At 49.9% G+C, this 14490-nt stretch carries 7 protein-coding genes; 3 read left to right on the top strand and 4 right to left on the bottom strand.

Translation table 11 applies throughout. From position 1 onward, the window contains the following. Entirely contained in the window at positions 1-1269 is a 1269-nt protein-coding gene (locus EFB08_RS10195) for a Y-family DNA polymerase (protein ID WP_123126847.1), read from the top strand. Between the two features lie 141 nt (positions 1270-1410). Here EFB08_RS10195 and EFB08_RS10190 read toward each other — a convergent pair whose 3' ends face one another. Together EFB08_RS10190 and EFB08_RS10185 are read right to left on the bottom strand one after the other, a co-directional pair. Further along, positions 1411-1605 (bottom strand): DUF2158 domain-containing protein, encoded by a 195-nt coding sequence (locus EFB08_RS10190; protein WP_123126846.1) that lies wholly within the window; start codon positions 1603-1605, stop codon positions 1411-1413. Positions 1606-1649: 44 nt separating this feature from the next. After that, the gene (locus EFB08_RS10185; protein ID WP_123127051.1) at positions 1650-2774 is read right to left on the bottom strand and encodes a fatty acid desaturase family protein; all 1125 of its coding nucleotides are present in this window, start codon (positions 2772-2774) and stop codon (positions 1650-1652) included. A gap of 425 nt (positions 2775-3199) precedes the next feature. On the opposite strand from EFB08_RS10185, the gene EFB08_RS10180 reads away from it, so the two are divergent. Beyond that, positions 3200-3484 (top strand): hypothetical protein, encoded by a 285-nt coding sequence (locus tag EFB08_RS10180; RefSeq protein ID WP_123126845.1) that lies wholly within the window; start codon positions 3200-3202, stop codon positions 3482-3484. A 51-nt stretch (positions 3485-3535) separates the two neighbouring features. Here EFB08_RS10180 and EFB08_RS10175 read toward each other — a convergent pair whose 3' ends face one another. Beyond that, complete coding sequence (locus EFB08_RS10175) at positions 3536-4927, bottom strand: DUF6055 domain-containing protein (protein WP_125077704.1); 1392 nt, start codon at positions 4925-4927, stop codon at positions 3536-3538. Between the two features lie 1209 nt (positions 4928-6136). On the opposite strand from EFB08_RS10175, the gene EFB08_RS10165 reads away from it, so the two are divergent. Continuing rightward, positions 6137-8974 (top strand): PKD domain-containing protein, encoded by a 2838-nt coding sequence (locus EFB08_RS10165; protein ID WP_165864851.1) that lies wholly within the window; start codon positions 6137-6139, stop codon positions 8972-8974. A gap of 443 nt (positions 8975-9417) precedes the next feature. Here the strand turns inward: EFB08_RS10165 and EFB08_RS10160 are convergent, their stop codons facing one another. Continuing rightward, positions 9418-13497, bottom strand: a complete 4080-nt coding sequence (locus EFB08_RS10160; RefSeq protein ID WP_227006291.1) for a hybrid sensor histidine kinase/response regulator transcription factor — start codon at positions 13495-13497, stop codon at positions 9418-9420. Between the last annotated feature and the right edge of the window lie 993 nt (positions 13498-14490).

Here is a 14490-nt window from a genome sequence, read left to right as displayed (position 1 = left end):
ATGACAAGCCTTTTCGCTCTGGTAGACTGCAACAACTTCTACGCCTCCTGCGAACGGCTCTTCCGGCCGGAGTTAAATGGGCAGCCCATTGTGGTGCTCTCCAACAACGATGGCTGCGTGATCGCGCGGAGCAACGAGGCCAAGGCACTTGGCATCAAGATGGGCGTGCCCTTGTTCGAGATCAGGGAACTGGCCGAGCGGGAGGGCATCCATGTCTTCAGCTCCAACTACGAGCTCTACGGCGATCTGAGCCAGCGTGTGGTGAGAGTGCTCTCAGAGTACTCGCCCAACGTGGAGGTCTACAGCATAGATGAATCTTTTCTGGACCTGGGCAATTTTCTCCACGTGGATTTAGAACAACACGCCCGAGCCATCTGGGAACGGATGCCCCGCGCCATCGGTATTCCCGTGGCTGTGGGGGTGGCTCCCACCAAGACCCTGGCAAAGTTGGCCAATCGGCTGGCCAAGAAATCAAAGAAAGCCAACGGCGTGCTGGTGCTCACGGACCCATCGCACATAGAAGCGGCCCTGAAGGCTACGGAGATTGGCGATGTCTGGGGAGTTGGCCGGCGCTACGCCAAAAAGCTGGCGCAGTACGGGGTGTATACCGCCTATGACCTCACGCGGCAGACTGACAGTTTCGTGAAAAAGCATCTGACCATTGTGGGACTCAGGACCGTGAAAGAACTCAGGGGGGAACCCTGCATAGAACTGGAGATGGTACCGCCGGCTAAGCAAAACATCTGCACCTCCCGGGGATTCGGGCAGCCGCTCACGGAAGTCGCAGATATTGAGGAGGCCCTGGCTACGCATGTTGTTAGGTGCGCCTCCAAACTCAGGAAACAGAAAAGCTGCGCCAACGCTTTCACTGTTTTCCTGGAGACCAGCCGTTTCCTGAACCCGGGACAAGGGTATTTCAACAGCCGTACCGTACGCCTGGACAGCCCCAGCAGCAGTGAGTTGGTGCTGGTCCCGGCGGCGATGGAGGCGCTCAGGGCCATCTTCCGGCCAGGCTTCCGCTACAAGAAGACTGGCATCATCGTCACAGGCCTCTGCCCTGCCACCCAAGTGCAGGAGAACCTTTTCACGGCCAGTACCCGGCAAAGGGACAGCAGCCTCATGCAGACCCTTGATTTCCTCAGGCAGCGGTTCGGACACAGTGCCCTGCGTTACGGGGTGCAGGGAACGGGCAAGAAATGGCACATGCAGCGTTTTAATCTTTCCCCGTGTTATACCACCCGCCTGGAGGACCTGATTCAAGCCACTTAACCCAAAGCAGGCCTAAAGCTATAAACCAACTCTGTTATAGCTATAGGCCTGAAGATTAGAGAACGGTTTGCCTGTCGCCTGTTTTAGGGCTCTTTTTGTAAAATCAAGTCCAAAACGCCTGTAAGCGGAGGTCTGATGCTGTTAGGAAAGGTTCTGCCGGAACTTTCGGTCTGCCGACCTTATTTGGTCTGACTGGAACTCACCAGCCTGCCAACCGTCTTCCTGAAACCATTTGCAGAGGTAAAGCCCTGCTTTGGTTCTGTAGTCTATGGTCATGATCTTGTCGCCCATCAGGAGCTGAACCGCATCCCCGGCCTTGAATAAGTGCTTTTGCATACGTTTAACTCTTTGGTTTTATAAATAAGCAGCGACGGATCTTTTTAGGAGAATGCAGGCTGCCGGGAAAGTTCTTCTCTTTTCTCATGTTCTTCTTTTCCGAACCTGAGCAACAGGCGATGGTGCGAACGCAAAGCCATCAGAAACGACTTGTTCTCCAGGTACGGTAAGCCGAACTCAAGCGCCGTCTCCTGCACGATGCCGGAGATGGCCGGGTAATGGATATGGCAGATTTTGGGGAAAAGGTGATGCTCTATCTGGCGATTTAACCCTCCGCAGAAGAAGGCCGCAAACGCACTGCGGGGCGCGAAGTTGGCCGTGGTCTGCATTTGGTGCGCCGCCCATGACTCCTCAATATTCCCTTCCAAGTTAGGCTCTGGAAACGAGGTGCCCTCCACCACATGGGCCAACTGGAATACCGAGCCCAGAACCATACCTTCGGCGAAGTGCATCAACAGGAAACCTAACGCAAATTGCCACCAGGTGACATCTAGCACCACCAGCGGCAAAGCGATAAACAGCCCGTAATACACTGCTTTGTAAAAAAAGAGGTTAAAATATTCTTTTCTGGGGTGGTTAAGGGTAGGTACCTGCCCAATGCTCTTCTGAAAGAACTTGACATAGTCCTTCCTGAGAACCCACGAGAGGGAAGCCAGCCCGTAAAGCGCCAAGCCATAAAGGTGCTGGTACCGGTGCATCTTGGAGAGGGGCTCGTCTTCGGTGATGCGCACCAAACCCGGGGCAATCTCAAGATCCTCGTCATGGCCCGGGATGTTGGTGTAAGTGTGGTGTACCTGGTTGTGGGTGATGCTCCACACGTAGGGGTTCGCGCCGATGAAGTTAAAGATCAGACCCAGAGTCTTGTTCACCCTCCTGTCAGAAGAGAAAGCCCCGTGGATGGCGTCATGGCAGATGTTGAACCCAATGCAGGCACTGAGCACCCCCAGCAGAACTCCCAGGGCGGCCATTGCCGGAACAGGGAGATCCCCCAAAAGAATAAGCAGGTAGACAGAGACGAAGCTCGCCAGGAAAAAAATGGTTTTGCCCCACATGGCTGTGTTGGCATGTTTAGAGAGGCTATGTTCTTTGAAATAAGTGTCTACTCTTAAGCGTGTAGTGGAGAAGAAAGCCGCGTGGGCATTGTTGATGAATCTAAGTTTTTGGGGCATTTTGTGGAAATCAAGATAAAAGTAGGCCAAAGAGCCCATTTAAGCCCCGAAAGGAAAAAAGCAGGTGATTTGGTTGATAAAGGTAAAGGCATTTCTCACCTCCAGGTCAGTGCTGGAAATAGAGTTATAGGTTGATAAACAAAGTTAAAGCAATTAAATCGCCTTCTGGGCGAGGATTACGTCAGAAAAAGGTTACCTGTACAAAGGCCAATACCCTTCTGTAGATACTGTTGTAGATACTGTGCCTTGGTTTGTTGCATGGAGATTGAAGAAGTGCCTTTTGAGCAGGCTTGAGGCAATTACTGAGTAAAGGAAGCTAGCTAAACAAGATGTTTGAAAAATGGGGATCTAGAGTATTAGAACGGATGAGGTTAGTGATATGTTGTTTACCTGCTTGATAATTTCTTGAAAGCGAGGGGCACTAAATGAATCTAGCCGAGATTATTGATGGTATTTATCTGCTTCCTGAAGAATCAAAATCGATGTTTAAAGGGAGTGTTATGGAGGTAAAGCCGTCAAAAGGTGCCATTCTATTGCAAGCAAGCAGGGTTGAAACTAGCATTTGCTCTATAAAGAAAAGAATTGCCCGGGCCTATGCCCGCCGAGGCGAAAATGAGGTAACCTTCTGGTTCGGCAAGCTACGGCAGGAGATTTCAATGCCGGGACCTAAGGCAAACATTGGGGATAAAGGAAAATCAAGCAGAAATTGAGCCCCAAAGTATAAGGCATCACCAGTACGATACTGGTGCCCAAGGTACATCTTACTCAATGACAGAATCATCCAGGGAGGTTCCTTGTAGCTTCACCTGGTAGGGCCATTGCTCGTCGTTTTCATCCTTCCCATCGGCGAGATGCTCCCAATGCTCCGTGGGCGCCCCACTTACCACTAACCAAAGGTACTTTGTCTTTTCAGGGACGGAGAAACTCCCGGTGCCTGATCTTGAAGAATACACCTTGCCGTATACCCGGCTCCCGTCCTCTTTCACTGCCAGGAAACCGTACCGCCACCCGGCTTTCTGGGTCTCGATTGCCCTGAAGCCTTTCGCCCCGGGAACTCCTTTGAAACCAAGCTTTACCTTGGTTCCGGCGGCCGGTACCTGCAACTTTATTCCATTGTAACCATAGTTCTGCGGGCATTTATTCTCCGCGATTTGGTACCATCCATTCCCAACTGCTTTCAGCGAACTGAGGTGCTGGTTAGCGTATTTGCTCGAAACCTTCTCGACCCGTTCCATGTCCCAGGTGATAAACCTGCGGGCCGCATCAAAGATCTCATCGTTGAACTCCCGCTGGCTGGTGGAAGTCAGCCGTTTGTAGGCCATGACGGGGTCTTCTCCCTTCAACGCTTCCCGCCAAAGTCTGCCAATGAACTCAATCCCGTGTTTCTGTGACCAGTACTCCAGTACAAAAGGGGAATGGTATTGGTTGGTCTCGTGCAGGAACGCATAGTGGGTCTTCTGCATGAAGCTTGCCAGGTGGTAATTCTCAAAGGTTATCCACTCAGGGTAGACTTGCCACAGCATGTATTGGGAGGTCATTTCGAAAATGGGTTGGCCACCTCCTTCCGGAGCCGAGGAAAAGCCCCATGCTCCGTCCGCATGGACCAGGTATTGGAAGGCGTGCCCCAGTTCGTGCGCCAAAGCACCGTAAGGCGCCTTGGCCATTCGGGAAGGAGGTGTCCAGAGGATACCAACCTTTTGTTCTTCCCCTCCGCCATAGGCTGTCCCATCCTTGCCCCCGAATATGTAGAACAATACTTTGTATTTATCTGTCACTGAATTCCCCTTCTCCACAAACTTCAGCCTGTCTACATAAAATTTATAGAACCTTTCGCTCTCCTCCAATGCCTCCTCCACCTTGAAATGTGAGGCAACATCAGGGTGCTTCAGTGGGTCATCCCCCAATTCCTTCGTCCAGAAAACCGCGATATTCTCTGATTCGGCCATCCTCCGGAAACTGTACTCACTCCCATTGTCTGTATAGTCATTGCCTTGCGGCACTTTCCATACCTTGGCGGGTAGGTATAGCTCCTTTTTAGGGAGGCTGTCATTTCCTTCTAGTAGCCCTGGCGCTGGTAACGGCAAACTTTGGTTTGTCGCAAACGAAGTTGCCAACGCCAATAGCATGCTTATGGAGAAAGGGTTTGGGATCATTATAGGAAATATTTTATGCAGCGGTGACAGAACCGTTGAGTTGTCCACAAAGAAGTTAAAGGAAGAGCAGATTAGTAAGTAAGCTCATCCTTTAAAGTATTTTCTACAAGCCTTGTATTATAATCTGATAGGTAGCTTGGCTTTAGCAGTCTGTCTGAACCCAGCAGATTCTCGGCCTCCAAGCCGTGATCCTATACTCTCGCTTAGTTCAGGTATAACAACGAACCAGTAAGTCAAATGTAAATTTTCGTGCGGGATGGGACTCTACTGATATTAGCGTATGTCAATACAATATTAACATACATTGAAAATAAATGGAATGATTACACCTAAGCTCTTGGGTGCCTATAAATTACGGTAAAAAAATGGAGAGGAGGAGATTGGCAGTTTGTAATTGAAGGGTCGGGATAGGTTGACTTGATTGGAAAGCTATGGGTTAGGGTGGATAGGTCTGTTCTGGTCAGCCAACCTTTCTTCTGATGCCTAGGGTAAGACTCTGAATGGGAATGGCTTCCTTGGGAAACGGAAACCCGAGTTTTCCATATAGTTATCGGTTTTTGCCGTTAAAGCAATTGGCAGTCAGGCAGAAATCGTCTGCGGCAGGGTTGCACATCTGGCATTGGCCTCCCAGAGCGAGGCACTCCAGATTTGGTGGACTACCTAGAGGGGGCAAATTCTGCTCTGCCTTACTTATTAAGTAAACAACAAGGAGGCTCTACGCTGGGAAATACTGGGAAATAACCTAAGATGGCGCAGTAGCTGTTTTCCTGGTCCACGGTCAAGGAAGATGAAGGGCAAGCCTATGAAGATCACTTCGCACCCAAGCATTGCTTTCTCTTAAGCATCCTCTCGTTTAGGGTTCCGGGCATTATTTCGGCCTCCGCTTCTTTATGGAATGACCTGGCTTCACAGTGTTTTAGGCTCGTTGGATAAAATACGGAATTTTCAAAAAGGGCTCAAATCAGGTGATGATTTTCAAAGGGTATGCAGGATTAAATGTGTAAATTATATAAGCAAAAGAATAACTGGTTTTAACCTTCAAACAATAAAACTATGTTGGTACATTCAAGCATTTTCATCTACAAACCCCCTTCACATTTCCGAAGTAATCAAGGGGTAACTCCCTTTAAGTGGTTCTGCGTCCTAGGTAGTATTCTCTGGTTAAGTCTGTCCGCCTCCTGTTGGGCTAAGGTGCCCTTACCCGCTAAAGTGGATGTCCTAAACGCAGTAACTTCCGATTCCTCGCCTATGCTGTCGGGCAGGGGTGGCAAGAGGGCAGTAAATCGTCGGGTAGATGGTCCCGGGTACACCCCCATCAACGTCTCCTCTCTGGAGACCCTAATAGGCAAAAAGATTGTGAGCATAGCGGAAGGGAAGGACCGAACCTTTGAGTTTGATGCTATACAACCAGATGTCGTTACTGCGTACACCCTTCTCCTTGCCGCAGATGGGACCGTGTATATGTACTATTTCGGGCAATATGTGGAGCCGGTCCCGGGGCTTACCGGGGTGAAGGCCATTGCGGTAGGCTACCACCATTATCTAGCATTGGGGGCAGACGGAAACGTATATGGCTGGGGAGAGGGCAACTACTGGCAACTAGGGGAGGGTTATTACGAGGGCTCTCCTACGCCGGTGCAGATACAAGGCCTTTCCAACATCAAGGCAGTCGCCAGCGGAGGGTACCATTCCCTCGCCTTAGATGAAGCAGGGAACGTTTTTTCCTGGGGAGACGGTGGATTCCAGCTTGATAATTATTATGCCCCTGGTGGAAACAACCTCCATATGATGAGGAAGGTATGGGGCCCAGGAGCAACAGCCATTGCGGCGGGCGACTGGCACTCTCTCCTGATCGGGGCAGACGGGATGGTCTACGAATGGGGATACCATAGATCATCGCAGGGAATCCACCCGGATATTCCAGCTCGGAAGTCGTTCTGGCAATCCCCTCTCCCTATAAAGCAGGTACAGGGCATAGTGGGGGCACGGGCGGTTGCAGCTGAGCTTTTCACCTCTCATGCCCTGAGCGTTGAGGGGAAAGTGTACCAGTGGGGGTATGTCCGGAAAGAATTCCAAGGACTATACCCGGTTCCTGGGGGAGAGGGGGAAACCATCTCCTACACCTACTACGAGGACAAATCATCTTATACCGCGGAAGAGGTGCAGGTTCCCTTTCCTCCAACCTGCGTGGATCCTGTTGTCGCTTTCACTGCCTCCACAGCCACACTGGGTTTTTCCACCACTTTCACGGATCTCTCCACTAACGTGACCCAGGATGCAGTTTACGCCTGGGATTTTAACGGGGATGGTGTCTCTGATAGCAACGCCAAAGGAAACGCCTCCTTCACCTATCCCGCAGCGGGCACGCACACGGCCAGACTAACCATTGGTAACGGCATCTGCGAAAAGAGTCATGTGATCACCGTCACGGTGAAAGCACCTATTGTCTCCGGTGTTCAATGGGATTACCGCTTTGGTGGAACGGGCAATGACCAACTCTATACTGTACTCCAAACCAGTGACGGAGGATTTCTTCTGGGTGGGACTTCCACTTCCTCCAACACAGGCGATAAAACAGAGACCACCCGGGGAGGCAAAGACTACTGGATCGTGAAGGTAGACAGCACGGGCATCAAACAATGGGACAAGCGTTTCGGAGGCTTTGCCGATGATGAACTGCGGTCCCTGACCCAAACCAGCGATGGTGGCTTCCTGCTGGCCGGCAGTTCTCTGTCTGAGACAGGCGGAGACAAGTCAGAAGTGAGCCGAGGCGGTCTGGACTACTGGATCGTGAAAGTGAACAATAGTGGCGTCAAACTCTGGAACAAACGTTTTGGCGGTTCCGCCGATGATCAGCTGCGCTCTGTCACCCCAACCTCAGACGGAGGCTTCCTACTGGGTGGTTACTCTGCCTCAGATATAAGCGGAGACAGAAGACAGAGTAACCAGGGACTCACCGATTACTGGATAGTGAAGGTTACCGGCACCGGCACCAAGCAGTGGGACAGGCGTTTTGGAGGAGCGGCTGCGGATGAACTACACACCATGGTCAATACTCCGGATGGCGGCTTTCTCCTGGGCGGCTTTTCTGCCTCGCGCATCAGCGGAGACAAGACAGAGGCAAGCCGGGGAGGCAAAGACTTTTGGATAGTAAAGGTGGGTAGTACCGGAGCCAAGCTATGGGATAAGCGCTTTGGGGGAACTGACGAAGATGTACTGAACTCCCTCGCCGTAACCCCAGATGGTGGCTTTCTGTTGGGGGGAACCTCTCTCTCAGGAACGGGACCCGATATGTCAGAAGTGAGTAGGGGAGGTATGGATTACTGGGTAATCAAAGTGAACAGCGCGGGCACCAAGCTTTGGAATCGCCGTTTCGGCGGCTCCGCTGACGATGAACTGAACGGTGTAATCCTGACCAGCGATGGTGGTTTTCTCTTGGGTGGCCGGTCTGCCTCAGGCATCAGCGGGGACAGAAAGCAAGCCAGCCAAGGCCTCACCGATTACTGGATCGTGAAGATCAGCGGCCCCGGTGCCAAGCAGTGGGACAAACGCTATGGAGGTTCCGCCGAGGATGAATTGCACGCCATGCTTCAAACCAGGGATGGTGGCTACCTGCTGGGAGGATTCTCTGCCTCCGGCGTAAGTGGGGATAAGACGCAGCCCAGCCAAGGGCTAACCGATTACTGGATCTTGAAGGAAGGAAACGCCGGTACCAGCCAAGCCTCCTTAACCACTCTGGATGACGGGCACTCAAACCAGGTAGCTGGAACCGCGGAAACCGGAGAGCAGGTCTTAACCGCCGATCCTAATCCCTTTGCTGAGAAGATGCTGGTCCGGTTTCATCTCGCCCGTCCAGGCCACATGAGCCTCAAAGTATACAATGACCATGGGCTTGAGGTCGCAAGTCTGTTTGACGGAGAAGGAGAGCAGGGTAAGCAATACGCCTTTGAATGGTCTGCGGAGAAACTAGCACCGGGTATCTACATTGTTAGGCTGGCCACCGCTAAAGGGAAAGCGGTCCACAAGAAGGTGCTGCTAGTCAGGTAGGGAGATGATCCCCGTGCGAACGGTAGAAAATGTGGGCTGATCGCATGCGCAAAGGAGCTTACAAGTTTCAACCAGGCTTTATAGCTGGCAAAATCCCCACCGGTTACGTCTTATGAGGGAGTCGGGGATATGCGTCAAATGAGGACCCGGAAAAAAGCCGGGTTCATGCAGCAGGAGTTCCTTGCAGCGCTGGATTGGAACGAGAGCCTGTAGGTGCTTATCGAGAAACTGCGGGAAGCCCAAAAGAGTGCTATCCCTGAAACCTGATTATTAGGGTTGTAATATATAGCCTGGGTGCTTGTGCCGCCCAGGCCATGTCCCATTCCTTGCCTCCGGGACGCAGTTGGACCATGCTCCTTCTACTTACTGGCATCTCTAAACCATCTCATTGAACAACTTTGTTGATACTATAAAGAAATATCTCCAACATGCGTCAGCAAATTCTAGCGTTTTGTATACGCTTCCATATAAGTTGTTGGCGGTACCCCGTAAAGCTCCTTAAAGGCTGTTGAAAATGACGTGAGGTTTGTAAATCCTACAGCAAATGCCACCTCAGAGATATTAAGACGTTTGCTGGAAAGCAGGTCTGCCGCTTGCTGCAGGCGAACGTTCCGAATAAAATCACTTGTGGATTGGTTTGTAAGTTCTTTCATCTTACGGTGTAAGTGGACGCGACTTATTCCAATTTCTCTTGTGATCATTTCTATGTTCAAGGCCGGATTATCAATGTTCTGGTTGATGATGGCGATAAGTTTAGTCAGCAGTTTCTCATCGGCTGACTTCATGGTTACTTTCTGGACTTTGTCATTCTGGTACTGATTTCCACTGAAGTTGTTGCGGAGCATCATGCGGTTCCTGATGATGTTATGCACCGTCGTTTTCAAGATCTCCATGTTGAAGGGTTTCACCAGATAAGCATCAGCGCCTATGCCCAAGCCCTCCAATTTGTCTTCCTCCTCTGATCGGGCGGTCAGCAGGATAATGGGGATGTGATTGAAGTTCACATTCTGTTTGATCTTCCGGCAGAGCGTAATCCCGTCCATTTCTGGCATCATTACATCACTGATAATCAAATCAGGTGCTTTATTCAACAAAATGGAAAGCGCTTCTTTCCCGTTAGCGCTTTCTGTCATGAGGAACTCAGCGGAAAGTTCCTCACAGATATACCTCCTTATTTCTTCATCATCATCCACGACCAAAACGCGGCTTTTAGCTTTTGATTTGATTCTAACCTCTTCCATGTCCGGGAAAATCTGGACTGCTGCTGGTTCTGGCTGAGGTACTGGAAGCTGAGTGGGTAGGAGTGCTTCGGGCTTCAGATGGTCTTTCCCTAGGGGTAATTGCATGACAAAGCGAACTCCCGGGCCTTCCTGGTTACGTTCAGCCTTGATGCTGCCGGAGTGGAGCTCTACAATAGACCGCGTTAAGTGTAACCCAATACCCGTTCCGCCCACAAAATGATTATGGGGCGACTGGACTTGGTAAAAGCACTCAAAGATTTTCTCTGCCTCGCTTTCCTCAATGCCGATCCCATTATCTGAAATCACAATCTCAAAATAGTGGCGCAATTCATCTGTGGCTGTTTCATCCTCGCCTGCACGGAGGTTAATATCGATTCTTCCGTTGTCGGGGGTGAATTTGAAGGCATTGGACAGCACATTTAGAATGACCTTGTCAAATTGATTAGGGTCGATCCATGCCGATAGCTGTTCCATCTGGTGGTGGAAGACGAAGTCAATGTTTTTGGCCCGGGCTTGCTCATCAAAGATAGCGCAAAGCTCCTGCAGGAAGCCCACCATTTCCGTTTCCTGGAACCGTAACTGTAGTTGGCCCTTGTCAATCTTGCGAATGTCCATGAGCTGGTTGATCAGGCGCAAGATGCGGTCTGCGTTGCGTTGCATGGTGGCGTAAGATTTCTGCCGGTCTTGGTCTTTGTCTATAGATATCAGCTTTTTAAGCGGGCTAATGATCAGGGACATTGGTGTGCGAATCTCGTGCGAAATATTGATGAAGAACTGCAGCTTGGCATCGTTGATCTGTTTTGCCTGCAGGTGCTCCTGCATCTTCTGGCGGGTGCGCTGCCGCTGCTTAATCAGCATCGCTGCTAACAGGAATACCGCTGCCAGTATAAGCGCGTAGAACACCTTTGCCACGGTAGAGAAATACCATGCCGGGGAAATAATGATGGAAATCTCCTTTACTTCAGAAAAAACGCTGTAGTCTTTTGCTCTGACCCTAAAGCGATAGGTTCCGGGAGCCAGATCAGTAAAGTTTACGGTGTTGGTTCCTGGGCGTAGGCTAACCCAATTTCCGTCATGCAGCGAGTATTGGTAAGTGATCCGCTCAGGATTGGCAAAATCCAGCGTGGATAGTTCTATGCTGAAGGAATTATCATGGTGCGAGAGGTGGAATACGTCAGCATCCATCACGGCTGTATCCACAATAGAGTAGCTGCCGGATTTCATGCCTTTTTTCACGGCTTGGTTATGCAGGTAAAAGCCTGTGATGCGAACCGCCAGCCTTTTCTCCGGAGAGGAAATTACATCAGGGATTTCCCTAGGGTGGAAGTAGGTGATGCCATTGATCCCGCCGAAGATGATTTGTCCCTTTCTGTTGACATAGGCAGCCCCTTTGCTGAACTCATTTCCCTGTAAGCCATCGTTGGCATAAAAATTCACAAACCGACCTTTGGCCGGGTTTAGCTTTGAAACCCCGTAGTTCGTACTAATCCAGAGATTGCCGCTTTCATCCCCTTTGACGGCGCAGATGACATTGCTTGGTAATCCATCCTCCATGGTGAAGGACTTTATCTTCTTTGTTTTGCTGTCCAAATGCTTCAGGCCCTGAGAAGTACCTATCCAGATGTTGCCTTTTGGGTCTTCATACATGGAGTAGACAATGAGGCCATGCAATAGCCGGTTAACCCCGTGGGTGGAAGTAAAGCTCTTGGTTTTTAAGTCTAGGCAGCCAATGCCGTCATAGGTTCCAATGTAAAGCTTATCCTTGCTCGTAAGCAGCAGGTAGTTTATCCAGCGGTTATGCAGGAAATTTTCTGACCCCGTGTTTGCTGAACCTGGAACGGCGTCATAGTGCGTGACCTTCTGTGTGCGTAAGTCCAAGGAGAACAGGCCGGCACCCATACTGGCGATCCACAGCGTTTTTTGCCGGTCTTCCGTGATACTATAGATACGCTCCACCAGATTAGAATTCTCATCCCGAAGGGTAGAGATGTAGTCACACGTGCCAGTCTTTGGGTTTAATCTCGCCAAGCCATTTTGGTAGGAGCCCAACCACAGATTTCTATCGGAGTCCTCAAAGATGCTCATGATGGAAGAAGGCACAGAGATAGAACTGCTCGTGCGGCTGAAATGGGCAATTTGTTTGCCGCTTGCATCTAACCCGTAAAGGCCATCGCTGTCAGTGCCAACCCAGAGCGTGCCCTGGTGGTCCTCAAAAACATTCATGATGGCATTGGAGCCGATGGAATTGTTATTGATGGACTTATAGCCAATATACTTGAAGTTGCTGGCGCTGGCAGGTAGCAGCATGACGCCTTTCTGGTAAATCCCCAACCACAGATTACCGGCCTGGTCCTCCAGAAGGGAGTGCACCTTTGACTTTTTGAAATCAAAGGTGGCGACATTGAAATTCCCTTCTGTGATAGTCTTTTTCTTCAGGTCATAGATCTTGACTCCCTCACCATCGGTTCCCAGGTAAAGCATACCCTTTCTCCCCAGGTGCATCGCCCGGATGGGTAGATTAGGGGAGGGAAGGTAGGGGATCTTATCAAAGCTGTCGGTGGGTTTTCTATGGACAAAAAGCCCGTTGCTGGCACTGCTCACATACACATGACCCTCCTTGTCCTGGCAAATACCGGTAATGGTGTTTCGGGGGGATGATTCGGATCCGGGGAAATCCTTTTTCTTGCCATCCTTGCTGATCCGGAAGAGGCCTTTGTCTTGAGAGCCTACCCAGAGGTTTTGGTTTGTGTCTTCAAAGAGGTAATCGATGACATCGGCTGGGATCTGCTGTTTGATCTGGTGGATCTTAGGTTCCGTCCCGGCAAACGTCAGCGAATAAACCCCGAAGCCAGAGGTCCCAATCAATACCTCACCATTCTGCCGTTCGGTTATATGGAGAACGTGGGCATCGTATCCCTCGCTGCCTTTGGGGAGCAGGGGTATTTGCTTAAAGGAATCTGTGGCATGGTCATAGAACTGCAACCCATTATAATACCCGACGAGCAGGTGGCCTTTACTGTCCTCATAGAGGAGGCGGACATAATTGTTTAGTATGGAGTGAGGATCCTTCTTATCATGTTTGTAAACGGTAAACTTAGCCCCGTCAAATTTATTCAGCCCGTCTTGGGTAGCTACCCAGATGATGCCCTTGCTATCTTGAAATACCTGGTGGATGAGGCTGTTGGAGAGTTCCACATCCACGGAAAACATCTTCCCAGACTGGCCAACCGCAGTATGGTAGGTCCAGAGAAGTAGAAAAAGAAGCTTAAGACAGATCTTCACTTAGAAAGAGATAAGGTATAGTATAATATCGTCAAAGGCTCCTTTGGGAAGCCTGGTTTTTGCCTTAGTGCAGACTTCTTCCACATTCTGAGAACAGAAGGATAAGCTATTTACTCAAAAATAATGGGATGTTAAAAGATACTTGTGAAAATGACAATAATAGTCTTTGAAGCGCTCATCTCATTAGGATTTCTGTTCAATATCTGTGTTTTAGCGCTGTTTTTTAAAAAATAGGCTCAAATCAAAGAAGTAGACGAATCTAGCAGGTAGCCAGGCTTTCAAACGCCGAAAAGGGACACCCTCTACACTGGTTCTACCATGATAGCCTGCGGAGAGTGACTGGTTTTGTCTCGCTGTGAAGTACCTCTGTTTTTGGCTTGTTTTTGAAAAACAAGGCAAAAACGACCGGTAGAAGTCAGTATTGGGTACATCGGAGCTCGTTTCTCTGCCTATTGTTGGCATAATCTTAAACCTGCAACTGCTGCAGGTGCGTGCTGGGCAGCCCCTATCCAGAGCAGATTCAATCGCTGGTTCGCGCCGGAGCTGGATTCAAGTTACGCTAGGCCATTGAAGATTCTGCCAGCTCAGTTTGGCTTCTGTGTTTAAGGTATTCCCACAAACATCCTGCACCTGGAAGATCGGAAAAAACCCATCAAGATACCGCGTGGGTTAGCAGGTGACACAGCTCATCTTTGTCTCTCCTTTTCCTGTCTTTTCTTCCGGCCTATCTATCCATGAATGGGCTTTAGATAGTTGCCTTTTTACGTTTTTGTTAAAAAGTAGGTGGTGGAGTGTAGCCATCCCTAACCATACCCAACCGGGTTTTTAGCCAGATTTTGATGTTATGTAACATCAGACAAATGATATGTAACACAGGAATTTGCCAATGAAACATGGCATGAAAGACGTGTTTCATAAATAAGTCCATCTTAACCCTTAGCAAAATACATTAGCATATGTTTTTAAAAACATAGGAAGCCCATCCAGTCCATT

This window comes from Rufibacter latericius (genome assembly GCF_003721515.1).
Lineage (GTDB): Bacteria > Bacteroidota > Bacteroidia > Cytophagales > Hymenobacteraceae > Nibribacter > Nibribacter latericius.
Note: the sequence above shows the minus strand (reverse complement) of the source record. Positions and strands in the feature narration are given on the sequence as shown.